The sequence below is a fragment of the Devosia riboflavina genome (genome assembly GCF_000743575.1).
Taxonomy (GTDB): Bacteria; Pseudomonadota; Alphaproteobacteria; order Rhizobiales; family Devosiaceae; genus Devosia; species Devosia riboflavina.
The window spans coordinates 15,970-39,327 of record NZ_JQGC01000002.1 but is presented as its reverse complement, the minus strand read 5'-3'; the positions used below and the strand labels follow the sequence as shown (position 1 = coordinate 39,327).

Here is a 23,358-nt window from a genome sequence, read left to right as displayed (position 1 = left end):
CAGTCACCGGAGACATAAACGACCTAACGGCCACGCATTTTCCGGCACGCTTTCGTGAAGCGCCGGTGGTCGTGGGGCGACGAGGCTCTGCCATGGCACTATCAAAAGGCGATCTTCTTGACTTTGCTCCCGGCGCGCCGGGCATCACTCCCCGATGGACGTCCAGCGCCAAGAGTGGCGTCGGTACGGCCCTGTCGCGCAAGTCCCCCGTCTGGTTCACGCTCAGCCACGGAGTTCTCAACGAGGTTTACTACCCTCGTGTCGACAGTGCCTGCACGCGCGACTTCGAGTTGCTGATCGCGGGGCCAGATGGCTACCTCTCGGAAGAAAAGCGCGATTGCGACAGCACGACCTCGCACCACGAAGACGGCGTGCCCGCGTTCAACGTGACCAACACGGCGCGAGACGGTCGTTACCGCATCGAAAAACAGATCATCTCCGATCCCTCGCGCCCCAGCCTTATCCAGCGGATCACCTTCATTCCGCTGGTCGGGGCGCTGGCCGATTATCGCGTCTACGCGCTGCTCGCGCCGCATCTCGTCAATGCCGGCATGGGCAATTCCGCCTGGATCAGCACGCAACGCGACGTCACGCTGCTCTATGCCAGTGGCCGCTCGCGCTACCTGGCGCTCGGCAGTTCGCTCCCCTGGCGCAGCCGTTCCGTGGGCTTTGTCGGACAGTCCGATGGCTTCCAGCAACTGACCAGGACCGGTAGGCTCGACCCGCAATATCAGCGCGCCGACGATGGCAATGTCGCCATCACCGCCGAGATCGGCTTCGGCGATCGGGACACGGTCGATCTTGTGCTCGGTTTCGGCCAATCCGAAACCGAGGCTGGGGCCAATGTGCTCGAAAGTCTACGCAGCGGCTGGGACATCGCGCTGGCCGACTACTGCAAGAATTGGCGCGGCTGGCAATCCGGCCTCAAGGGCCTTGATCTGGCCGAGCCGGGCAAGATCAATGCCTATCGGGTGTCGACCGCCGTTCTCGCCAGCCATCGCGCAGTTGACCGCCCGGGAGCCGTAGTCGCCAGCCTCTCGATCCCCTGGGGTACGAGCAAGGGCGACGACGATATGGGAGGCTACCATCTCGTCTGGCCGCGCGACCTCGTGGAAACCGCGGGGGGATTTCTGGCGGCCGGCGATCACCGCGAGGCCTGGAGCATCCTCGAATATCTGCGCGAGGTGCAATTGGCCTCAGGCCATTGGGCGCAGAATATGTGGCTCGATGGCAGGCCCTATTGGCGCGGCGTTCAGATGGATGAATGCGCCTTTCCGATCCTTCTCACGGACCTGCTGCGGCGCGAGGGTGTTCTCAAGGGCGAGGCCCTGCATCGCTATATGCCTATGGTTCGGGCCGCTGCCGGCTATATCATCGCCAATGGCCCGGCCAGCCGACAGGACCGTTGGGAGGAGGACGGGGGCTACAGCCCCTTCACGCTTGCAGTCGAGATCGCCGCCCTACTCGCAGCGGCCGATCTTCTCGGCGATGAACAGGCCGGGCAGCACCTGCGCGAGACGGCGGATTGCTGGAACGAGCAGATCGAAAACTGGACCTATGTCGGCGATCCCGACCCCAGTCTCGGCGTTGCCGGCTACTATGTCCGCGTGGGGAATGATCTGACTACCGACATTGCCGATGCCGGTTCCGGCGTGACCACTATCCGCAACCAGATTATCGGCAAATCCGAACTGCCGACCCGTAATGTCCTGAGCCCCGATGCACTTGCTCTGGTGCGTTTCGGCCTGCGGGCGGCCGACGATCCGCGCATCCTTGATACTGTCAGGATGATCGACGCCACCCTCAAGGTCGACCTGCCGCAAGGCCCGCTCTGGTATCGCTATACGGGTGACGGCTATGGCGAACATATCGATGGCTCCGCCTTCAATGGCACGGGGCAGGGACGTGCATGGCCACTGCTCGCAGGCGAACGCGCCCACTACGAGCTTTGCGCCGGTCGTCCAGAGGAGGCCGAGCGGTTGCTGAAGACGCTCGAAGCGTCGGCGAGCGTCGAAGGCCTGCTGCCCGAGCAAAGCTGGGACGCGCCCGACATTCCCGCTCGCGAATTGTTCCTCGGTCGCGCCTCGGGTAGCGCCATGCCGCTCGTCTGGGCCCATGCCGAACACATCAAGCTCCTGCGCTCGCTCGCCGATGGCACCGTTTTCGACAAGCCACCCCAGACGCATGCGCGCTACATTGCCAACAAATCCCCGTCACACTTGCGCATCTGGCGGCTCAACAACGCCATCACGCGCCTGCCACCAGGCAAGACGCTGCGGCTCGAACTGGCCGAGGCCGCCCTCGTCCACTGGGGGCTCGACGACTGGCAGGCGGTAACTGACACGAAGACGCGCGCGAGTGGCCTCGGAACCCATGTGGTCGATCTCGACCTATCCGCGCTGGAGCCGGGCAGGGCGGTGGTCTTCACGTTCTTCTGGCTCGATGGCAAGCGCTGGGATGCGTCCGAGTTCAGGGTTCAAGTCGTCGGCGAATAGGCGTCAAACAGGAGTAGTCATATGCAATTGGGAATGATCGGTCTGGGTCGCATGGGAGCCAACATGGTCCGACGCCTCATGCAGGCGGGCCACCAGTGCGTCGTGAGCGACCTCAACCCGCAAAGCGTTTCAGCTCTGGTTACCGAAGGCGCCATCGGCGCCGCCGACATTGCTGACCTGCTGAGCAAGCTCGAAAAGCCCCGCGCCGTCTGGCTGATGCTCCCGGCCGCGATCACCGGCAAGGTCGCTCGCCAGATCGCCAGCCAGATGGAACCGGGTGATATTCTCATTGATGGTGGCAATTCCAACTATCGCGATGCGGTAGATCTTGCCGCCGAATTTGCCTCCAAGGGTATTTCCTATGTGGATGTCGGCACCAGCGGTGGCGTCTGGGGGCTGCAGCGCGGCTACAGCCTGATGGTCGGGGGCCCCTTCGAGGCTGTGAAGACTATGGACCCGATCCTCGCCTCGCTCGCCCCTGGCCATGACGGCTCCGGCGGCACACCGGGCACGACTGACACGGCCAGCCAGGGCTATCTCCACTGCGGCCCGCCCGGGGCCGGGCATTTCGTTAAAATGGTCCACAACGGCATCGAATACGGCATCATGGCCGCCTATGCCGAGGGCCTGAACATTCTCAAGGCCGCCGATGCCGGCAACGAGAAGCGCGCCGCCGACGCCGAGACTGCGCCCCTCCATAATCCCGAATACTATCGGTTCGATATCGATCTCGCCGCCGTCACCGAAGTCTGGCGCCATGGTAGCGTCATCGGTTCTTGGCTGCTCGACCTCACCGCTCAAACCTTGAAGGATGACGCAACGCTGTCGCGCTTCGGTGGCAAGGTCTCGGACTCCGGCGAAGGGCGCTGGACATTGCAGGCTGCCATCGAAACCGGCGTTCCTGCGCCAGTCCTCTCCTCCGCGCTCTTCAACCGTTTCGCCTCGCGCGACAACGACGAATTCGCCAATAAGCTCCTCTCGGCGATGCGCTATTCCTTCGGTGGGCACGAAGAAAAATGAGCACAACCAGACCCGTGGACGACCGCTCCGACGCGCTCGTGGTATTTGGCGCGACGGGCGATCTCGCACACAAGATGATCCTGCCATCGCTGTACCAGATGGTGCGTCGTGGCCATCTCAGCGAACCCATAGTCGGTGTTGCCTTCGACGATTGGGACACCGACAAACTGGCCGAGCGCGCCCGAGACGGCATCACCAGGCAATTTGGTGGTGTCGATGAGGCAGTCTTTGCCCGCTTCAAGTCGCAACTGCGCTATGTCAGCGGCGACTACAAGAATGCAGAGACCTTCGACAAGCTACGCGAAGCGCTCGGTGGTGCCACGCACCCGCTCTACTATCTTGCCATCCCGCCCTCGCTCTTCGGCATAGTTATCGACGCGCTTAAGGCCGCTGGCATCGCCAAGAAATCCCGGTTGATGGTCGAAAAGCCCTTTGGGCATGACCTTGCGACGGCAAAGGCGCTCAACGCCGTGCTGCATCGTGCCTTCCCCGAAGATGCGGTTTTCCGCATCGACCATTTCCTCGGCAAGGAGGCGGTGCAGAACCTGCTTTATTTCCGCTTCGCCAATGCTTTCCTCGAGCCGGTCTGGAACCGCACCTATGTCGAAAGCGTGCAGATCACCATGGCCGAGGATTTTGGAATTGCCGGCCGTGGCAAGTTCTACGACGAGGTCGGCTGCATTCGCGACGTGATACAGAACCATCTGGTCAATGTCCTGCTGCTGCTCGCCATGGAGCCGCCGATCACCAGTGCCTCAGACGACCTCAGCGACGAAAAGGTCCAGATTCTCAAGGCAATGCGGCCGCTGACCGAAGCCGATGTGGTCCGTGGCCAGTTCGACGGTTATCGCGATGAGCCCGGCGTCGCCCCGGATTCCAAGGCCGAGACCTTCGCCGCCGTCCGCCTCTTCGTCGATAACTGGCGCTGGAAGGGCGTGCCCTTCTACATCCGCGCTGGCAAGCAATTGCCGGTTCGCGCCACCGAAGTCGTGGTGCGGTTCCGCAAGCCGCCCGTCGCACTTTTTGATGACGTCGAGGACGCCGATGCCAACTATGTCCGTTTCCGCGTCGGCCCGCAGGTGATGATCGGCATAGGCGCGCGCCGTAAGGCGCCGGGCAGCGACATGATCGGCGAACCCGTCGAACTCGACGCGGTGGACGACACCACCGACGATATGATGCCCTATGAGCGCCTGATCGGCGACGCCATGGACGGCAAGCGCCAGCTTTTCACCCGGCAGGACGCGTCCGAACTCGCCTGGCGCGTGGTCAACCCCGTCCTTGCCCGTAAATCCGAGCCGGCGCCCTATGCTCCCGGCAGCTGGGGACCACTGGCCGCGATGCAGGGCTTTGAGCCGCCCCGCGGCTGGGTCGATCCCGGCAAGGAGGGAGTGATCATCCATGGAAAATAAAGAACCAATCGTCCTCGCCATCGATATCGGCGGCTCACACGTCAAGATCCTGTCGAGCGCCGGCGGTCAAGAACGCAAAGCCGTTTCCGGCCCCACGATGAACGCGGCGTCGATGGCCGACATCGTCGAAAAGCTGGCCGATGGCATCGCTTTCGACGTTATCGCCATGGGCTATCCCGGCCCGGTCGTCCACGACAAGATTCTCAGCGATCCGCACAATCTCGCGCCCGGCTGGGTCGGTTTCGACTTTGCCAAACGCTTCGGCAAGCCAGTACGGATCGTCAACGACGCGCTGATGCAGGCCATCGGCAGTTATGAAGGCGGTCGAATGCTTTTCCTCGGCCTCGGCACAGGGCTTGGGGCCGCCATGATCGTCGAAAACGTCGCCCAGCCCATGGAACTCGCGCATCTGCCTTATCGCAAGGGAAGCACTTACGAAGACTATCTTGGGGAAGCCAGCCGCGAAAAACGTGGCCATGACAAATGGCAAAAGCACGTCTTCGACGCCGTGGAACAGCTCACCGCGGCTCTGGAGCCGGACTATGTGGTCATCGGCGGTGGCAATGTCGCCAGGCTCGACAAACTGCCGCCAAAAGCCCGACGCGGCGACAATACCAACGCCTTCAAGGGCGGCTTCGCCCTGTGGTTGGACAAGACGCTCGTCGTCTAGGGCGATGTCAAATGGCAGGCGTGGCCATCGACTGCGTTCGACCCCTTTGTTCGAGGAGCTCTGTGTACCGGAATCACGGAGAGGGGGACTTCGGCACGCCATGCGACAGGAGTTGGTAGAGGCAACTAAAAATGGCCAAGGTAGCCAGATATCATGATTGACTGGAAAAGGTTGGTCAGGGGGGGGCGGCACGAAGCAGGGTAGGGGCGGGAGAGGCCCCCACGATGGTTTCGCTAGGTGGCCAAATTAGATGAGAGGAAGGGATTGTCCTTGCCACGCTTCTTCCTCCAGTCCTGAGGTCCTTTTCGTGTTCGTCGGGACTGTCTTGCCTTACGCTTACGCTCGAGCTCACGTCGCGTCATCTGGACGTTGGCACTTCTTCGCCCCGTCGTGGACGAGTGCGAGCGTAGCGTCATCTTCGTCTGGGGCAAGGATGTCGCGAGAGGGCTGCAGCACCAGAATATGCGCCAGTTGAGACGCCCAATTCGCTACATCCAGTTTTCGCATAATATATATTATGGAACTTTTATATGTGCGAAAGCGCACTAACCGGGGCTTTGGGCTGCCATGATACAAGCTGCCGGGCTCGCGTGGATAAGTTTGTGGGCCGATCCCTCGGCATTCCACGATTTTTCGTTGCGCGTGTTGAAATCCGCGCGTCTCATCCGTCGTGAAGGCATATTCCACTTGGAGGACCTTCGGAATGGAACGGCATTATGGTTGGGTCATCGTCGCCGCCGGCGCGGTGATTACCTGTCTGGCAATGGGCGCCATGTTCGCCCTGCCTGTCTATCTTCAGCCCATTGCGGACGAAACCGGTTGGACCAGAGCCGGCATCTCTGGCGCAATGACGGTCGGTTTCATCGTCATGGGTGTGGCGGGTTTTATCTGGGGCACGTTGACGGACCGCATTGGCGCTCGTCCGGTTATCCTGGTCGCGGCCGTGCTACTTGGTCTCGGCCTTTTCATTGCCAGCCGTGCGACTGATCTATTGATGTTCCAGATTGCCTATGGCGGTCTTATCGGCGCATCCGGTGGCGCCTTCTTTGCCCCGCTGATCGCCACGACGCTCGGCTGGTTCGACAAGCACCGCAGCCTTGCGGTTTCGCTGGTCTCGCTCGGCGGCGGTATCGCGCCGATGACGATTACCCCGCTGGCCACGGTCTTGATCGCGAATTATGGCTGGCGCAATGCCATGATGATGACGGCGATTGCGGCAGCCGTGCTCATCATTCCCGCCGCATTCCTGATCCGCCGCGCACCCGCGGTTATGGCCGAGGCGCCGTCACCGGGCAGCGACGTGGCGCCTGCCGAGCCGACGCCCACCAATATGGGCGCGATTTTCCGCACGCCGCAGTTCTTCATTCTCGCCGGTGTTTTCTTCCTCTGCTGTGCGGCCCATTCGGGCCCGATCTTCCACACGGTGAGTTATGCCATGCTCTGCGGCGCCTCGGCGTTGGCGGCGGCCAGCATCTACAGCGTCGAAGGTTTTGCCGGACTGTTTGGCCGCGTCATCTTTGGCGTTTTGGCTGACAGGATCGGCGTCAAGCGTGTCATCGTCATTGGCCTCGCACTGCAAGCCATTGGTATTTATAGTTATATTTATGTCAGCGAGCTGCCGCATTTCTACATGCTGGCTGTGGTGCTCGGCCTCGTCTATGGCGGTGTGATGCCGCTCTATTCGGTGCTGGCGCGCGACTATTTTGGGCCTAATGTCATGGGTACCGTGCTCGGTGGTATCACCATGACCTCCTCCATCGGCATGGCTTTTGGGCCGGTCGGCGGCGGTTGGCTCTTCGATACTTTCGGTGACTATCACTGGCTTTATGTCGCGTCGGCCGGTGTTGGCCTTGCCGCTGCCGCTCTGGCGCTGGCATTCCCGCCCAAGACCGTCAAGGAAACGCCGGCAGACGCGCTGCCGGCGTAGAGAACGATCAGGCGGGGCTGGCGACAGTCGCCCCGCCGTCCTCATCATCATCCTTGTTATTGGCATAAGCCGCCGACAGCTCCCGATAGTAGCGGGAGTTGAAGGCCAGGATGGTGACGAGGAGCCCGAGGAACCCGGCGACGGTGAAGACCAGGGCAATTCCGCGAGCGGGACCGGTGCCGAACCAGGAGCCGATGGTTTGGGCCCCTGCCCCATCCGTCATGAATGGGATCACCACGAACTGCGTCAGCGGCCCGACGAGGAAAGCGGTCAGTGGCGAGGCGGCTTGCTCGACCGATTGGGCAAAGCCGAAGACGCGGCCCTGGCGTTCGAGCGGCACCACTTTCTGCAGTGTCGTGTGTTCCGCGGCTTCGGCATAGGGGCCGAGCAGCATCCAGACGAAACAGCCGGCCGCCAGCAGCCAGATGGACGATTGCAGCGTGAACACGCAGCACACCGCCCAGGTGATGACATTGACCATCAGCAGCGTCCGCAGCGGATTTTTGCCCAGGCCGGTCTTGGCAATGATAATGCCGCTCGCGATGAAGGCGGTTGAGAGAACGCCGAACAGCAGCCCCCAGACTTCGACGGAGACGAGAGACAATCCATAGGCATCGAGCAGCGCCATGAAGATGCCGCCGAGGAAATTGTTGAACGTCGCGAAGAAGATAAGCGCGAAGAGACCCGGAACGGCGGCGATGACGGCTATGGTGCCGGCAATGTCGACGCGCTTGGGTTCGGCCGGCACCTCGGGGTCGACAGGCGCCCTGCCCTCGTCGATGGTCACGAAGGCCAGATGCGCGAAGGCAAGAGCAGTCGCCGCCAGCGCCAGCACCATCACGCCCAGCATGCCGGTGAACGCGACGAGGAAGCCGGAAATGACCGAGGTGGTGAGAAAGCCGATGCCGCCCACCATGCCCACAAGGCCATTGGCCTTGTCCCGGCTGTCCTCGGGAATGAGGATGGTGACGAGCGTCGGCAGCGCGATGGCGCGGATATTGCCGGCAATCACGCCCAGCATGACCACCAGGATAAACAGCCAGAGATAAGGCCCATAGGGGTTGCGGAACGCGCCTTCGGGTTCGAGGAGCACCATGGCGAGGCCCACGACATAGCAAAGCCCGGAGACCACGCTGGAGCCCAGCATGGCGAGCTTTTTCGAATTGTGGTCGACGATCGAGCCGAACCAGATGCCGAAGGCGGCTGTAAAGACGAGATAGATGCCGGCGATCATGCCGGTCGCGAAAACCGACTGGGTTTCGATGAAAACCCAGAAGGTTACGGCAAACCAGACGGTGAAATTCGTGACATTGGCCACGAGATTGTTCACCAGCAGACGATGAAAGGGACGCATTGCTTAGTCCTCTGAATTTCAGGTCATTTCAGCCGGGCGGAGCACTTTCCCCTCTCCCGGCCATGGCGGCAAGTCAAATGGCGTAGCCCTGCACTGAGACAGGATGTGTCAGCGACGTTCGGCGCCCCGCAATTTCGACAGGCCAAGGAAAAAGGGCCCCGGCATTGCCGGAGCCCTGTTGGGAGGAGACTCTTTGCGCCGTCAGCTCAGCGGCTGATCACCTTCGAGCACGGCGAGCCGTGCTTAACTTGCAGATACGCGCCTTAGGGCGTGTTGGCGTTCACCAGCGACTTCTGGCGCTCCTCGCGCTTTGGTGCCGTGTAGTTGAAGGTTACGACGTGCTTGCCGGCCGAGAGAGCCGCGTCCTGTCCCGCCCTGATGGCCTGGCCATCGAGGGTAGCGTCGCGATAGGTGGAGGCGAGGCGCAGAACGCCGCGGCTTGCCGCCGGCACTTCGATTTCGTAGCGCACGGCTTCACCGGTAATGGTCCATTCGGCGCGGATTTTGCCGGCCGGGCTGTGGTGGTCGGCCTTGACCGGGGACAGTTCGGGCAGGATCAGCGGTTCGAAGACAACCGTCTTGAATCCGGGATCCTTCTCGTCCGGGCGGAAACCTGCAACCCCCTCCAAGAGCCACTGGCAAACGGCGCCATAGGCATAGTGGTTGTAGGAGTTCATCTGCGGGTTGTAGATCGAGCCATCGGCCTGGATCGCATCCCAGCGTTCCCAGATCGTGGTGGCGCCCATCTTCACCTGATAAAGCCAGCCCGGGACTTCTTCCTGCAGGAAGACTTCGCTGGCGAGGCCCCATTCACCGATCTTGATCAGCGCCGGCAGCAGCGCCGGGGTGCCGATAAAGCCGGTGCCGATACGCCCTTCGGCGCGAGCGATGGTGTTCTTGAAGTAGCCCTTGGCGGCTTCGTACTTGTCCGCCGGGATCAGGTCATGAACGATGGCCAGCGCATAGGAGGTCTGGTCGTCATAGGCCAGACGACCGGACACGGTGATGAATTCGCCCTGGAAAGCGGTCTTCACGTCGGCTGCGATCTTGGCAAGGCGCTGTGCGGTGACCGCATCGCCGACAATGCCGGCAATCTCGGCCACCTGCTTGGCGGCGATGTAGAGGTAGATGGTCGCGGCAGCATCGTCGCCGATAGTCGGCAGCGGCTTGGCGCTCGGCCCCTTGGGCTGCAGCCAATCGCCGAACGAGAAGCCACGAGCCCCCCATTCGCGCGGCGGCGAAACGATCGGGCCGTCGCTGATCGACCAGACGAAATCGACCCACTTGACCATGCTGGGCAGCACTTCCTTGAGGAAGTCCTTGTCGCCGTAGTGCAGATAAACCTGCCACGGCACCTGATAGATGGCATCGCCCCAGCCGGTCGAGCCGTAGAAACCCGGATAGTGTTCCGGCTGCATGCGGGTCGGATCGGGGCAAACGTGTGGGACAGCGCCATCTTCGCGCTGGTCGACCATCAGGTCGCGGACCCACTTGTGGAAGAAGCCCTGCACTTCACCCAAATAAGCGGCGGCGCCGGCAAAGACCTGCGCGTCGCCGGTCCAGCCCAGCCGTTCGTCACGCTGCGGGCAGTCCGTCGGCACTTCGATGAAATTGCCGCGCTGACTCCAGAGCGTGTTGAGGAAAAGGCGGTTCACCAGCTCATTGCCGGTTGTGAAGGTCGCCTTCTGTTCGGTCACCGAGCTGATCGGGATCGACTTGATGTCGACGAGCTTGGCATCGCCTTCGATGGCAACGCGGGCGTAACGAAAACCCTGGAAGGTGAAGTGCGGACGGTAGTTCTCGGTCCCCTGCCCGTTCAGCACATAGGTGATCGTCGCTTCCGCGGTGCGGTAGTTGACGTTGTAAAAATTGCCGTCCTTGTCGAGGACTTCGGCATGCTCGACGGTCACCTTGGCACCGGCAGAACCGGCAACCGAGATGGCGACATAGCCGCCGACGTTCTGGGCGAAGTCGAAAATCGTGCGGCCTTCGGCATCGGTCCAGGTCTTGATGGCGGTGAGCGGGTCAAGCTCGCGCACTGGCGTCGTTTCATGGGCGACGAGGCGGGCATGGTCGAAATCGATCGCGGCAGTTGCGCCCGAAACGGACGGGGTGATGCGCGCGTCAAAAGTTTCGCCAAAATAGATGCCCGACTTGCGGATCGGCAGTTCGCCGCTTTCCCAGGAGGCGTCGGTCACCAGGGTCGGCTCGGCGTCCCCTGCCCTGCCGCGAAGTTCAACCAGAGCCGCAATTTCGCTGCCCCAGGTATTGTAGATCGGGAACTTGCCCCACATGAGCTGCGAGCGCAGCCAGCCATCGCCCAACCAGATCTCGATGCGGTTTTCGCCGGCAACGAGCAGCGGGCCGACATCATAGGTCTGGTAGCTGAGGCGCGCGTCATAGGCAGTCCAGCCCGGCGTCAGCACATCGTCGCCGACGCGCTTGTCATTGATGAAGGCGATGTAGAGGCCGAGGGCCGTGATGTCGAGGATTTCGGCGCCGGAGACGGCGTCGAGGTTGAAGGTCTTCGCGACGAAAGTCGCTGGGGTACCGACACCCTTGTCAGCGAGCGGACGAACCATCTTTGCGGTCCATGCACGCGTGAAAGATCGAGAGCTGGAAGCCAGCTCTGCCGCGGTTTCGTTCAACACGGGGGTAGTCTCCTCAGGCCGCTTGGTGCGGCTGTAAACTGTTCTACGTGTAGCGTTCTACATTTTTGCGATCTTCGCAATAGGCCTTTTTTAGATTAGGTGCGAAGACTGAGGCGGAGGACGTCATGACCAAGAAGAGCCCAGCGAGAACGCCGCGCATCACCATCCGGGAAGTTGCCAGCGATGCCGGGGTGTCGGTGGCGGCGGTTTCCAAAGTGCTGCGAGACGCTTACGGCGTCAGCGACGCGCTGCGCGCCAAGGTCCAGGCGTCCATGGACAAGCTCAATTATCGTCCCCTCGCCTCGGCCCGTGGCCTTCGTGGCCGCACTTATACGCTCGGCCTCGTCTTTCCCGACCTGCGCAACCCGTTCTTTGCCGATATCTTCGTCGGCGTGAACGCCGCGCTGGAGCGGACGCAATATCAAGCCATGCAAGGGGTTAGCGTATCCGCCTCCTCGCTGGTCGAAGCCATGATCGACCGGCAGATGGACGGCCTGGTGCTCATCGGCCCCAATGAAACGAATGAGCGGCTGAACGACATTGCCGACCGCATTCCGCTGGTGGCCATCGGCCACCACGATCTCAAGGAAGCGCGTTTTGACACGGTCAATAATGACGATCAACTGGGTGCTCGCCTCGCCGTTCGCCACCTCTGCCAGAATGGTCACAAGAAGGTGGCCATGCTCAGCCTCGCAGCGCCCGTATCGACCGTCATAAACCAGCGCGAGCTCGGCTATCGGTTGGAAATGACCGAACAGGGGCTTGGCGCCGCAATCAACATTGTGCGCGCCCCGCAGGTTCTGCGCGACGTGCAGCTAACCGTGCGGCGGCTGCTGGAAAGTCGTGACCGCCCGGATGCCATTTTCTGCTGGACCGACCTCATGGCATTCGAAGCCATCAGCGTGGCGACTGAACTCGAGCTTTCTATTCCGCAAGACATTGCCATTGTCGGCTATGACAACACGGTTTTCTGCGAATTCGCGCAAAACCGCCTTACCAGCATAGACCAGTCCGGCGAAGTGCTAGGTTTGCAAGCAACGCGCCTGTTGATCGAGCGTATTGATGGCCGTTCTCAATCCGAACACTTCGTCGTAACCCCGCGCGTCGTCGCTCGCGCCAGCTCCGCCAAGGTTGGCTAAGCCTCGCGTTAACCCCAAAACCGGCCAAGACCGTTGACACGCAAGGGGTTTGCGCTATGGTCCGCGCCGCAAGGTTTGCCGGATTGCCTGTTTTTTCTATTGCGTCTTCTCTGCCCGGCAACGGGCCCGCGCAGGAAAACAAGTATTCGACGCTCCATTCGACATTGGGTCTAGGGCCACAGCCCCAAAGCACGGGCCTTGCACATATTTTCCGCGGTGCGCCGTACCGGACATTTCGGTTCGCTCAGCCACCCGGATGACCCACGAGTGGAATCTCTGACGTTGACCGACGATTTTTCTGGCCTTGGCCTTTCGAGCAAAGTTACCGACGCGGTTGCCGCAGCCGGCTATACGCGTCCGACTGAAATTCAGTCGCAGGCGATTCCGCACCTTCTGCAGAAGAAGGACCTGATCGGCATTGCTCAGACCGGCACCGGCAAGACGGCATCCTTCGTGCTGCCCATGCTCACGCTGCTCGAGGCCGGACGCGCCCGCGCCCGCATGCCCCGCACGCTCATTCTCGAACCGACGCGCGAACTCGCGGCGCAGGTTTCCGAAAATTTCGAAAAGTACGGCAAGAACCACCGCCTCTCGATGGCCCTGATCATCGGCGGCGTCTCCTTCGAAGACCAGAACAAGAAGCTCGATCGCGGCGTGGACGTCCTGATCGCGACGCCCGGCCGCCTGCTCGATCAATTCGATCGCGGCAAGATTCTGCTTACGGGTGTCGAAATCCTCGTCATCGACGAAGCCGACCGCATGCTCGACATGGGCTTTATCGACGACATCGAGAAGATTTGCTCTCGCCTGCCGCCGCGCCGCCAGACCATGCTGTTCTCGGCCACCATGGATCCGCAGATCGAGCGCTTGACCAAGCGCTTCCTCAAGGATCCGGTGCATGTGCAGGTTTCGCGCACGGCGTCCACTGCCGACACCATCGACCAGAAGCTGGTCAAGGTTTCGGGACGTCCGGACCAGAAGCGCGCCATGCTGCGCGCCCGGATCAATGCTGCCGAAGGCCTGACCAACGCTATCATCTTCTGTAATCGCAAGCGCGATGTGGCGACCCTCGCCCGCTCCTTGCAGCGCCACGGCTACAGTGCCGGCTCGCTCCATGGCGACATGGACCAGAAGAGCCGCATGGAAACTCTGGACGCCTTCAAGTCGGGCAACCTGACGCTGCTCGTCGCCAGCGACGTGGCCGCGCGCGGTCTCGATATTCCGGCCGTGAGCCATGTGTTCAATTTCGACGTGCCGGTTCACGCCGAGGACTACGTGCACCGTATCGGCCGCACCGGTCGGGCGGGACGTTTGGGCACGGCCTATACTCTGGTGGGCCCCGGCGACGAGAAACATCTCGATGCCATTCTGAAACTGATCCAGAAGCCGATCGAATGGCTCGATGTGGCTCCGGTCGCATCAAGCCAGAACGACGAAGAGGAAGCTCCGGCTGCAAGGCCTGCCCGCACCTCCCGACGCAAGGCTCCGGCGCGCGCGAGCGAGCCGCAACCGGCCGAGGCGGCCCCTGAAAAGGCTCCGGCCCGCAACGCCCGTCGCCGGCCAAAGGACACTCCGGCGCCAATCTCGGACATCGTGCCCGATTCGCCGTTCGGCGACGCTGGACCAATTCCGGCTTTCCTGCTGCGTTCGACCCGTACGGCCGAACAGGAATCTGAGTAAAATACTGCCAGTTTTCGAAAATTTGCTAGTCGACACGTTGTGTTGCCTGCCGTTATGACTTGTAGATGACTTTAAGGTAAAGATTCAGGGCCGGTGGTCGGCGTAACGGGGCGCGGGGAAGTCTGTGTCGGATCACGAATTCAAGCGAGCGCTGGGCTATGCGAATTCAGCGCTCGATCTTCTCAAGAAGAGCAGTATCCCGCCCTACCCGCAGTTCTATGAACTGCTTTACACCTATGCGACCGGTGTAAATCCCACATTGAATCACCGGATCAACGCCATCTTTGCGTCCGGCGAGTCCCCTTCGGCGAGCCTTGCCGAAACGCTCTACAATGAATTTCTGAAGTCTGACGTCAACGATCGCATGTCGACCGTGTCCGAGCGCATGCAGGTGCGCATCGAGGCGGTCCATCTGGCCATCGATCACGCGATGACGACGGCCAATGCCTATTCGGGCTCGTTGCAGGCGGCCCAGGGCGATCTTGAGCGGGATATTGAACCGGAAGACCTGAAAACGCTGGCAGCGCGCTTGTTGACCGAAACGCGCCGCATGCAGGATACCAACCGCATGCTCGAGCAGAAGCTTGAGGCCTCGCGCGATGACATTGCGGCCTTGCAGCGCGATCTCGATGATGTTCGTCGCGAGTCATTGCTCGATCCGCTGACCAAGATTGCCAACCGCAAGAGTTTTGATGAAGGCCTGCGCTCCGCCATTGCCGAAGCGCGGCAGACCGGCAACCCGCTCTGCCTCATCCTGATGGATATCGACCACTTCAAGACTTTTAACGACACCTATGGCCATCAGACCGGCGATCAGGTGCTGCGGCTCGTGGCGATGACCATCAAGTCCAATATCAAGGGGCGAGACCTGGCCGCTCGCTATGGCGGCGAAGAGTTTGTCGCCATCCTGCCCAATACCGACCTCAAGGGCGCAACCATCGTTGCAGAGAATGTGCGCCAGGCCATCCACGGCAAGGAACTGCTGAAGCGTTCCACCAATGAAAAGCTCGGCCGCATCACGGCTTCGTTCGGCATCGCGGCCTTTCATGCCTCGGACACGGCTGGCTCGCTGATCGAACGCGCGGACCGGTGCCTCTATGCGGCCAAGCATGCCGGCCGCAATCGCGTGCTGACCGAAGAGAGCCTCGCCGAGATCAACGAGTCGCGAGGCGGCGTCACCGCCGCCTGATCCTTCAAGCAGTCGGAACCAGTTCGACGCCGAGCGAAGCCAGCATGTCCCAATAATCCGGATAGGTCTTGCTCGTGCAGGCCGGATCGAGAATGGTCACGCCGCCCACGCGCAGCGCTGCCAACGCAAAGCTCATGGCAATGCGATGATCATGATAGGTCTCGATGCGCGAGGTGACATTGCGCTGCGCCGCTTCGAGCAGAGCGGGATCGGATGCAACGAGCAGGTCGTCCCCCTCTTCCTTCGCCAAACCGGGACGAATGCGGTTGAGCTCGTTGGCGACGGCCCGAATGCGGTCGGTTTCCTTGACGCGCAGATTGGCAATGCCAACGAAGCGGACCGGCTGATTGTTGAAGGCGGCGACCACAGCCATGGTCGGCACGGCATCCTGCATCTGCGAGCCGTCGATAATCGCTGGCATATTCGGGAACTGCGCGATAACGACCTGTGCGGCTGCGTCCGGTTGCGTGAAGGCATCTGCCGCCACGCCAAGATCGATCTTGCCGCCCGTCAGTGCCTCGATGCCCCAGAGATAGGTGGCGGCGGAGGCGTCGGGCTCGATATGGAAATCCGTCGCGACATAGCCGGTCGGCTCAACCTGCCACGTGCCTGGCGAAGTCTCTTCGACCTTCGCGCCGAACGAGCGCATGGCAGCCAGCGTCAGGTCGACATAGCCGCGGGCGCCAATGTCCTTGCCAGCCAGTGCCACTTCAATGGGCCCGTCACCAAACGGCGCGGCCATCAGCAGCGCTGAAGCATATTGGCTCGAGAGCGAAGCGTCGATCTCCACCCTGCCCTTGCCGAAACGGCCAGTGCCACGAATGGTCACCGGCGGGCAACCGGTCGGGGCTTCCGCATCGATGCCCAGCGACTGCAGAGCATCCACCAATGGTTTGATCGGCCGAAGGCGCATGTCCTCGTCGCCATCGACGACCACAGTGCCATCAATAGTCGCGACTGCGGCGGTCAGAAAGCGCGTGGCGGTGCCGGCATTGCCAAGAAAGAGCGGGGCTTCAGGCGCCGTCAACTTGCCGCTGCTGATTACCAAAAAACTTGTCGCATCAGGCTCTTCGACCGTAACGCCCATCTGGCGCAGAGCCTGCGCCATCAGCACCGTGTCCTTGCTCTTGAGCGCGCCGGTCAGGCGGCTCGTGCCCTTGGCCAGGGCCGCGAGCAGCAGAGCGCGATTGGTAATGGACTTGCTGCCGGGAGGCGAAACGCGACCCGAAAGCGGACGACCAGGAGGGACGATTGTGTAGGCAGGCGGGAGCGTTTTCGGCATGATGCCGGATCAATGCACCAGCGGAAATATATTCGCAACCGGATAGCTATCCGCTATCGCACAAATCCCGTCATCCGCTTCCGGCGATATTTCAGTAGACCTCATGGTGAGGTGCGGAGCAACGCGAAGCCTCGAACCACGAGGGCGTGGCACATGGTAGCATCCTGCTACGACCTCGTCCTTCGACAGGCTCAGGATGAGGTCTACTACTGATGCCTAGAGCTACGCAGGAGCGCCGTTAAACCGCCGCCGCCCGCGCGTCCGCAATCGCCTTCAGGTCCGCAGCCTTGAGCGTGACGCTCTCGCCGCAGCCGCAGGCGCCGGTCTGGTTCGGGTTCTTGAAGGTGAAGCCCGAGGACATCTTGGTCTGCTCAAAATCCATGACCGTGCCAAGCAGATACATGGTTGCCTTGGGATCGACCCAGACATCAACGCCGCGATCGGTGACGTGGTCGTCGCCCTTCAGCGGCTCGCTGACATAGTCCATCGTATAGGCGACGCCAGCACAGCCGGCATTCTTGATCCCGACGCGCAGGCCGATGACCGGCTTATCGGAATCTTCCATGATTTCCTTGATGCGCTCGGCTGCCGCATCGGACAGCGACATGATCTTGAAGGCCATGGATGCTCTGCCTCTATCGTTACTTTGCGATATATAGAACTAAACGCGTGGAATTACCACCAGTTCAACGCAACTTGCGCTTCTTCGCTCATACGGCTCGCATCCCAGGGCGGATCGAAGACCATGTTGACCTTCACGTCCTGGATGCCTTCGACGCCGCGGGCGGCGTTTTCGACCCAGGCCGGCATTTCGCCGGCAACCGGGCAGCCTGGCGCGGTCAGCGTCATATCGATGGTCAGGTTGCGGTCATCGTCGAGATCGACCTTGTAGATCAGCCCGAGCTCATAGATATCGACCGGGATTTCCGGGTCATAGACGGTCTTCAGCGCACCGATGAGATCGGTGGTGATGCGCTCGACTTCACCGTCGCCCAGGTTTTCGGGCATGGTCGGCTGGATGCGGACATCGATCTGTTCGTCGGCTGTTGGTGTGGTGTCTTCGCTCATCATAGGTCTCTCAGGCGAAAAATTTACGGGCGCGCTCAATGCCATCCACGAGCGCGTCAACATCGTCCTTGCCGTTATATAGGGCGAGGGATGCCCGGCAGGTAGAGGTGACGCCAAATCGCTTCAGCAGCGGCTGCGCGCAATGGGTGCCGGCACGGACTGCGATGCCGTAGCGGTCAAGAATGGTGGCAACATCGTGGGCATGGGCGCCCGCGATCTCGAAGGAGAAGATGCCGCCCTTACCAGGCGCCGTGCCGATCAGCCGCAACGAATTGATGCGGCTGAGTTTTTCGTGGGCATAAGCGGCAACGTCGTGCTCATGCGCGGCGATCTCGTCGCGGCCAAGCGTTTCCATATAGGTCAGCGCCGCGCCTAGGCCGATGGCCTGGACGATGGGCGGCGTGCCGGCCTCGAAACGATGCGGCGGCTCGTTGTAGGTGACGTTGTCGAGGGTGACCGTGTCGATCATCTCGCCGCCGCCTTGGTAGGGCTGCATTTCGGCGAGGAGATCGTACTTGCCATAGAGCACGCCAATGCCGGTCGGGCCGTAGAGCTTGTGGCCGGTCATGATGTAGAAATCGGCGTCGAGATCGCGCACATCGACCTTGGTATGGACTGCGCCCTGCGAGCCATCGACCAGCACCGGGATGCCGCGAGCATGAGCGATTTCAATCACTTGCTTGATTGGCGTCACTGTGCCGAGTACGTTCGACATATGCGTAACGGCGACGATACGCGTCTTGTCCGACAGCGCGGCCGCGAAGGCGTCCAGGCTGAAGCTGCCGTCGTCGAGGACGTCGACCCACTTGATGACGGCGCCCTTACGCTCCCGGTGAAAATGCCAGGGCACGATGTTGGAGTGGTGCTCCATGATCGTGGTGACGATCTCGTCCCCTGCCCCGATGCGCGGACCGGCAAAGGATTGCGCAACGAGATTGATCGCTTCGGTGGCCGAGCGGGTGAAGATGATTTCTTCGATCCGGCCAGCATTGAGGAAGCGCCGCACGCTTTCGCGGCCGGCCTCATAGGCGTCGGTGGCGCGATTGGCGAGCGTGTGCAAGCCACGGTGAACATTGGCGTATTCGTGCCGGAAGGCATGGTCCATCCGGTCGAGCACCTGTACCGGCTTCTGGGCCGAGGCGCCGCTGTCGAGATAGACCAGGCGATGGCCGTGGATCACTTCCGACAGGATCGGAAAGTCGGCACGCACTTTTTCGAGGTCGAGGGTCATCTTGTTGGTCCTAGTGAACCTGCGATGTTTCAGTCGTCACCCTCCCCCTTGCGGGGAGGGATCAAGGGTGGGGGTATGGCAGCCACTATTTTGTGGCTCTCGCACCCCCTCCCAACCTCCCCCGTCAAGGGGGAGGTGCCGCGCAGTGATGGTGACACCATCGGGCGCCACCTGCGGCTTCAGTTACCCAGCAGCCAGCCGTCGACGATACCCTGAAGAGCTTCGTTCAGCGCTTCATCTTCAATCGGATCAATGAGTTCGGCAATGAAACCGCGGACCAAAATGGTTTCCGCCTCGGCCTTGGGAATACCGCGGCTGAGGAGATAGAACAGGCTGTCCTCATCCAGCTTGCCGCAGGTCGAACCATGGCCGCAGACGACGTCGTCGGCATAGATTTCGAGTTCGGGCTTCGAGAGGATTTCCGCTTCGTCCGACAGCATCAGGCCTTGATGCATGAACTTTGCGTCGGTCTTCTGCGCGTCGCGGGCGACGATCAGCTTGCCCTGCACCACGGATTTAGAGCGACCGCGGGTGATGGACTTGAACAGCGGCTGGGAGGAAGTGTACGGCACGGCGTGCTGCGTTTCCATCGTGATATCAGAGTGTTGGCCGTCTGACACGAGGTTGAGACCGGTCACGTCGGCATGTGCGCCCTCGCCTTCCATTTTGGGGAAGAGGTGCGTGCGGGCAAGGCCGGCACCGGCGTGGATCACCAGCGTGCGGAGCTGTGCGCCGTCGGCGAGATGATATTCGTTGGTCGCGAAATGCGAGGTGGCGCGGCCACTTAGATCGATGGTGACGTGCGTCACGACGGCATTCTTGCCGAGCGCGAGGTAGGTCGCGTGATTGCCCACGTGAGCGGCGTCGGAGCCCGAGAAGGTTTCGAGGACGACGACGGAGGAGTCGTCAGCAACGAAAATCTTGGTGGCGTCGGCGACATGGCCGGCTTCGCCTTCGATGCGGTGGTCGATCTGGACGACCTGCTCGATAGCGCCCTTCAGGTCGAGACTAAGCGTCTCTGTTGCTAGCGCATTGCTAACACTGACAATCACGTCATCGCGGTTTGTGAGAACGCCACCGTGGGTCTTGCCCACCTTGACGCCTTCCGGCGCCGTAGCGGCGTTCAGAACGGCGCCATTGACGATCGACAGGGCGTAGGCGCCCGGAACGCGCAGAGCGGTCCCGGAGGCCTCGTTGGCGGCCTGTGCCAGCGGCGGGATGGCCCGCAGCAGGGTTTTCAGGTCGGTATAGTGATAGGCCTCGACGCGACGGGTCGGCAGGCCGGCCACGGTGACGCGTTCGGCGGCCTGGTCGGCGCCGGCAGCCTTGAGCTGGGCGATCAGCGATTCCTCGGCAGCGCCGAGGCGGACAGGAAAGGTCTGGCGCATGGTTGGTTACGCCGCCTGGCCGTCATAGTCGGCATAGCCCTTGGCTTCGAGCTGAAGCGCCAGGTCCTTGTCGCCGCTTTCGACAATCCGGCCATCCGAGAACACATGCACGACGTCGGGCACGATGTGGTTCAGCAGGCGCTGGTAGTGGGTGATGACCAGCATGGAGCGCTTGCCATCGCGGAGCGCATTCACGCCCTTGGACACGACCTGCAGCGCGTCGATGTCGAGACCGGAATCGGTTTCGTCGAGCACGGCCAGCGAGGGCTTGAGGAGCGCCATCTGCATGATCTCGGCGCGCTTCTTTTCGCCGCCGGAGAAACCGACATTGAGCGGGCGCTTGAGCATGTCGCTATCGACGTTGAGCTGGGCACCGGCTTCCTTGACGGCGCGCATGAATTCCGGCGTCGTCAACTCGCCTTCGCCGCGGGCCTTGCGCTGGGCATTGATGGCGGCCTTGAGGAAGGTCATGGTCGCAACGCCCGGGATTTCGATCGGGTACTGGAAGGCCAGGAACAGGCCGGCAGCAGCGCGTTCATGTGGTTCCATCTCGAGGATGTTCTCGCCGTTGAGCAGGATTTCGCCCTCGGTGACCTCATAGTCTTCCTTGCCGGCGAGCACATAGCTCAGCGTCGACTTGCCAGAGCCATTGCGGCCCATGATGGCATGGACTTCGCCCTGCGGGATGACGAGGTTCACACCCTTGAGGATTTCGCGTTCCTCGATGCGGGCGTGCAGGTTGCGGATTTCAAGAACGGGAGTGGTCATTTTCTTCTCCAATTGCGGAAGGGATAGCTGGCAGCGCCTCAGGCGCCCGGCTCGCCATCCCAATAATCAAGGTTGTTCTGGCCTTCGCGGCCATTGTGGCGCAGGCGACGGGTAGCCGAAGAGCGGCTCGAGACCTGGAACTTCCCCGAGTCAGGGTATTCGCAGACTTCGGTATCGGCATTGTTGGCCACGCCCAGATATTTCAGCGTCACCGATCCGGTATTGAGGATCTGGTGCGCCGTTTCCGGGCCGCCGGTCGGCGCGCCAAGTACATCGCCCGCCTTGAACGAATAGCGCTCGGTGCCGAAGCGATAAGTCCCCTCGCCTTCCAGCACGATGAAGAGCTCTTCTTCGACGTGATGGTTGTGGAAGGGGCAGCTCGATTTGCCGGGCGGCACTTCGTTGTAGCTGATGCCGAGTGCGCGCAGACCCAGGAGCTTGCCGAACGAGGTGTCGGCAGACTTGTAAAGCGTGCCCTGCTCCCAGGCGTCGAGCGCCAGGGAGGCAAGGGTAACAACCGGACTGCGCGTTTCCATCGTCATGTTAGCCGACTGATCCTTCGAGGCTGATGGAAATCAGCTTCTGGGTTTCGACCATGAATTCCATCGGCAGGTGCTGGAGCACGTCGCGGACGAAACCATTGACGATCAGGGCCACAGCCTCTTCCTCGTTGAGGCCGCGCTGCAGGCAATAGAACATCTGGTCGTCGGAAATCTTCGAAGTCGTCGCTTCGTGCTCGAAGACGGCGGTGCCGTTGCGGCTCTCGATATAGGGAACCGTGTGGGCGCCGCACTTGTCGCCGATGAGCAGCGAGTCGCACTGGGTGAAGTTGCGGGCGTTCTTGGCCTTGGCATGCGCCGAGACCTGGCCGCGATAGGTATTGTCCGAAAAGCAGGCAGCGATGCCCTTGGAAATGATGCGGCTGGATGTGTTCTTGCCCAGGTGGATCATCTTGGTGCCGCTATCGACCTGCTGATAGCCATTCGAAATGGCGATCGAGTAGAATTCGCCGCGCGAACCGTCGCCGCGCAGAATGCAGCTCGGATACTTCCAGGTGATGGCCGAACCGGTTTCGACCTGGGTCCAGGAAATGTGCGAATTGACGCCGCGGCAGTCGCCACGCTTGGTGACGAAATTGTAGATGCCGCCCTTGCCGTCCTTGTCGCCCGGATACCAGTTCTGGACGGTGGAGTACTTGATTTCGGCATTATCGAGGGCAACGAGCTCAACGACGGCAGCGTGAAGCTGGTTTTCGTCGCGCGAGGGTGCGGTGCAGCCTTCGAGGTAGGAGACGTAGCTGTCATCGTCGGCGATGATCAGCGTGCGCTCGAACTGGCCGGTCTTCTTCTCGTTGATGCGGAAATAGGTCGACAGTTCCATCGGGCAGCGAACGCCCTTGGGGATGTAGACGAAGGACCCATCGGTGAAGACAGCCGAATTCAGCGTCGCATAGTAGTTGTCCGAAACCGGAACCACTGAGCCCAAATACTGCTTCACCAGCTCGGGGTGCTCGCGCACGGCTTCCGAGATCGAGCAGAAGATGATGCCGACCTTGGCCAGCTCTTCGCGGAACGTGGTGACGACCGACACGGAGTCGAACACGGCGTCGACGGCCACATTGGCGCCGAAGGGCGTGCCGACGGATTCAGCGGCGCCTTCGACACCGGCGAGGATGGCCTGTTCCTTCAGCGGAATGCCGAGCTTGGCATAGGTCTTGAGGAGTTCCGGATCGACTTCATCGAGGCTCTTGGGGCCCTTGAAGGACTTGGGAGCCGCGTAGAAGCTGATCTCCTGCAGGTCGATCTTGGGATAGTGGAGCTTGGCCCAGGTTGGCTCTTCAAGGGTCTGGAAGCGGCGAAACGCGTCGAGACGCCATTCCAGCATCCATTCCGGCTCGTCCTTCTTGGCGGAGATAAAGCGGACCGTTTCTTCGGTGAGGCCGGGCGGCAGCACGTCGGACTCGATGTCGGTCTCGAAGCCGTATTTGTATTTGTCGACGTCGAGCGCCAAAACCTGCTCAACCGTTTCCCGGTCGATTTCTTCCTTGAGCGTCGGAATATCGTAGTCCGCCATCAGGCTCTCCT

18 protein-coding genes are annotated in these 23,358 nt (G+C 61.5%); 8 read left to right on the top strand and 10 right to left on the bottom strand.

Going from position 1 to position 23,358, the window contains the following annotated elements:
* The first annotated feature begins 92 nt into the window (after nucleotides 1–92).
* From JP75_RS02250 to JP75_RS02230, 5 genes are all read left to right on the top strand, one after another.
* On the top strand, nucleotides 93–2,495 hold the full coding sequence (locus JP75_RS02250) for a glucan 1,4-alpha-glucosidase (RefSeq protein WP_035078672.1): 2,403 nt from the start codon (nucleotides 93–95) through the stop codon (nucleotides 2,493–2,495).
* A gap of 21 nt (nucleotides 2,496–2,516) precedes the next feature.
* Nucleotides 2,517–3,515, top strand: a complete 999-nt coding sequence (gene gnd, locus JP75_RS02245; protein ID WP_035078669.1) for a phosphogluconate dehydrogenase (NAD(+)-dependent, decarboxylating) — start codon at nucleotides 2,517–2,519, stop codon at nucleotides 3,513–3,515.
* Nucleotides 3,512–4,927, top strand: a complete 1,416-nt coding sequence (gene zwf / locus JP75_RS02240; protein WP_035078666.1) for a glucose-6-phosphate dehydrogenase — start codon at nucleotides 3,512–3,514, stop codon at nucleotides 4,925–4,927. The genes gnd and zwf overlap by 4 nt, the downstream gene beginning before the upstream one ends.
* Complete coding sequence (locus JP75_RS02235) at nucleotides 4,917–5,597, top strand: ROK family protein (RefSeq protein ID WP_035078663.1); 681 nt, start codon at nucleotides 4,917–4,919, stop codon at nucleotides 5,595–5,597. The genes zwf and JP75_RS02235 overlap by 11 nt, the downstream gene beginning before the upstream one ends.
* Nucleotides 5,598–6,300: 703 nt before the next feature.
* On the top strand, nucleotides 6,301–7,524 hold the full coding sequence (locus JP75_RS02230) for an MFS transporter (RefSeq protein ID WP_035078660.1): 1,224 nt from the start codon (nucleotides 6,301–6,303) through the stop codon (nucleotides 7,522–7,524).
* Between the two features lie 7 nt (nucleotides 7,525–7,531).
* Here JP75_RS02230 and JP75_RS02225 read toward each other — a convergent pair whose 3' ends face one another.
* Both JP75_RS02225 and JP75_RS02220 read right to left on the bottom strand, forming a co-directional pair.
* Nucleotides 7,532–8,878: an MFS transporter gene (locus tag JP75_RS02225; RefSeq protein ID WP_051960178.1), complete on the bottom strand. Its 1,347-nt coding sequence runs from the start codon at nucleotides 8,876–8,878 to the stop codon at nucleotides 7,532–7,534.
* Nucleotides 8,879–9,141: 263 nt separating this feature from the next.
* Nucleotides 9,142–11,460: an alpha-L-rhamnosidase gene (locus JP75_RS02220; protein WP_051960176.1), complete on the bottom strand. Its 2,319-nt coding sequence runs from the start codon at nucleotides 11,458–11,460 to the stop codon at nucleotides 9,142–9,144.
* Between the two features lie 194 nt (nucleotides 11,461–11,654).
* On the opposite strand from JP75_RS02220, the gene JP75_RS02215 reads away from it, so the two are divergent.
* The 3 genes from JP75_RS02215 to JP75_RS02205 all read left to right on the top strand — a co-directional run bounded on the left by JP75_RS02215 (nucleotide 11,655) and on the right by JP75_RS02205 (nucleotide 15,537).
* Complete coding sequence (locus JP75_RS02215) at nucleotides 11,655–12,668, top strand: LacI family DNA-binding transcriptional regulator (RefSeq protein ID WP_035078656.1); 1,014 nt, start codon at nucleotides 11,655–11,657, stop codon at nucleotides 12,666–12,668.
* Nucleotides 12,669–12,935: 267 nt separating this feature from the next.
* Nucleotides 12,936–14,348, top strand: coding sequence for a DEAD/DEAH box helicase (locus JP75_RS02210; protein WP_244446236.1), 1,413 nt, complete (start codon nucleotides 12,936–12,938; stop codon nucleotides 14,346–14,348).
* A gap of 124 nt (nucleotides 14,349–14,472) precedes the next feature.
* Nucleotides 14,473–15,537, top strand: coding sequence for a GGDEF domain-containing protein (locus JP75_RS02205; RefSeq protein ID WP_035078651.1), 1,065 nt, complete (start codon nucleotides 14,473–14,475; stop codon nucleotides 15,535–15,537).
* Nucleotides 15,538–15,541: 4 nt separating this feature from the next.
* Here the strand turns inward: JP75_RS02205 and aroA are convergent, their stop codons facing one another.
* The 8 genes from aroA to sufB all read right to left on the bottom strand — a co-directional run bounded on the left by aroA (nucleotide 15,542) and on the right by sufB (nucleotide 23,347).
* Nucleotides 15,542–16,819: a 3-phosphoshikimate 1-carboxyvinyltransferase gene (gene aroA / locus JP75_RS02200; RefSeq protein WP_035078648.1), complete on the bottom strand. Its 1,278-nt coding sequence runs from the start codon at nucleotides 16,817–16,819 to the stop codon at nucleotides 15,542–15,544.
* A gap of 238 nt (nucleotides 16,820–17,057) precedes the next feature.
* A complete protein-coding gene (locus tag JP75_RS02195) occupies nucleotides 17,058–17,441 on the bottom strand; it encodes a HesB/IscA family protein (protein ID WP_035078645.1) in 384 nt (127 codons plus the stop codon).
* Nucleotides 17,442–17,494: 53 nt separating this feature from the next.
* Complete coding sequence (locus tag JP75_RS02190; protein ID WP_084587448.1) at nucleotides 17,495–17,827, bottom strand: SUF system Fe-S cluster assembly protein; 333 nt, start codon at nucleotides 17,825–17,827, stop codon at nucleotides 17,495–17,497.
* A gap of 70 nt (nucleotides 17,828–17,897) precedes the next feature.
* The gene (locus tag JP75_RS02185; protein WP_035078640.1) at nucleotides 17,898–19,118 is read right to left on the bottom strand and encodes a cysteine desulfurase; all 1,221 of its coding nucleotides are present in this window, start codon (nucleotides 19,116–19,118) and stop codon (nucleotides 17,898–17,900) included.
* A 179-nt stretch (nucleotides 19,119–19,297) separates the two neighbouring features.
* Entirely contained in the window at nucleotides 19,298–20,506 is a 1,209-nt protein-coding gene (sufD, locus tag JP75_RS02180) for a Fe-S cluster assembly protein SufD (RefSeq protein ID WP_035078638.1), read from the bottom strand.
* 6 nt (nucleotides 20,507–20,512) lie between these two features.
* Nucleotides 20,513–21,274, bottom strand: coding sequence for a Fe-S cluster assembly ATPase SufC (sufC, locus tag JP75_RS02175; RefSeq protein WP_035078636.1), 762 nt, complete (start codon nucleotides 21,272–21,274; stop codon nucleotides 20,513–20,515).
* A 38-nt stretch (nucleotides 21,275–21,312) separates the two neighbouring features.
* Nucleotides 21,313–21,816, bottom strand: a complete 504-nt coding sequence (locus JP75_RS02170) for a cupin domain-containing protein (RefSeq protein ID WP_035078634.1) — start codon at nucleotides 21,814–21,816, stop codon at nucleotides 21,313–21,315.
* 1 nt (nucleotide 21,817) lies between these two features.
* Nucleotides 21,818–23,347 (bottom strand): Fe-S cluster assembly protein SufB, encoded by a 1,530-nt coding sequence (gene sufB, locus JP75_RS02165; RefSeq protein ID WP_152565705.1) that lies wholly within the window; start codon nucleotides 23,345–23,347, stop codon nucleotides 21,818–21,820.
* Nucleotides 23,348–23,358: the final 11 nt, after the last annotated feature.

What these genes read in the sequence shown, in the direction of transcription:
- JP75_RS02250 (WP_035078672.1), top strand. Translation starts at nt 93, where the DNA reads ATGGCACTATCAAAAGGCGATCTTCTTGACTTTGCTCCCGGCGCGCCG.
- gnd (WP_035078669.1), top strand. Translation starts at nt 2,517, where the DNA reads ATGCAATTGGGAATGATCGGTCTGGGTCGCATGGGAGCCAACATGGTC.
- zwf (WP_035078666.1), top strand. Translation starts at nt 3,512, where the DNA reads ATGAGCACAACCAGACCCGTGGACGACCGCTCCGACGCGCTCGTGGTA.
- JP75_RS02235 (WP_035078663.1), top strand. Translation starts at nt 4,917, where the DNA reads ATGGAAAATAAAGAACCAATCGTCCTCGCCATCGATATCGGCGGCTCA.
- JP75_RS02230 (WP_035078660.1), top strand. Translation starts at nt 6,301, where the DNA reads ATGGAACGGCATTATGGTTGGGTCATCGTCGCCGCCGGCGCGGTGATT.
- JP75_RS02225 (WP_051960178.1), bottom strand. Translation starts at nt 8,878, where the DNA reads ATGCGTCCCTTTCATCGTCTGCTGGTGAACAATCTCGTGGCCAATGTC.
- JP75_RS02220 (WP_051960176.1), bottom strand. Translation starts at nt 11,460, where the DNA reads ATGGTTCGTCCGCTCGCTGACAAGGGTGTCGGTACCCCAGCGACTTTC.
- JP75_RS02215 (WP_035078656.1), top strand. Translation starts at nt 11,655, where the DNA reads ATGACCAAGAAGAGCCCAGCGAGAACGCCGCGCATCACCATCCGGGAA.
- aroA (WP_035078648.1), bottom strand. Translation starts at nt 16,819, where the DNA reads ATGCCGAAAACGCTCCCGCCTGCCTACACAATCGTCCCTCCTGGTCGT.
- JP75_RS02195 (WP_035078645.1), bottom strand. Translation starts at nt 17,441, where the DNA reads ATGGCCTTCAAGATCATGTCGCTGTCCGATGCGGCAGCCGAGCGCATC.
- JP75_RS02190 (WP_084587448.1), bottom strand. Translation starts at nt 17,827, where the DNA reads ATGCCCGAAAACCTGGGCGACGGTGAAGTCGAGCGCATCACCACCGAT.
- JP75_RS02185 (WP_035078640.1), bottom strand. Translation starts at nt 19,118, where the DNA reads ATGACCCTCGACCTCGAAAAAGTGCGTGCCGACTTTCCGATCCTGTCG.
- sufD (WP_035078638.1), bottom strand. Translation starts at nt 20,506, where the DNA reads ATGCGCCAGACCTTTCCTGTCCGCCTCGGCGCTGCCGAGGAATCGCTG.
- sufC (WP_035078636.1), bottom strand. Translation starts at nt 21,274, where the DNA reads ATGACCACTCCCGTTCTTGAAATCCGCAACCTGCACGCCCGCATCGAG.
- JP75_RS02170 (WP_035078634.1), bottom strand. Translation starts at nt 21,816, where the DNA reads ATGACGATGGAAACGCGCAGTCCGGTTGTTACCCTTGCCTCCCTGGCG.
- sufB (WP_152565705.1), bottom strand. Translation starts at nt 23,347, where the DNA reads ATGGCGGACTACGATATTCCGACGCTCAAGGAAGAAATCGACCGGGAA.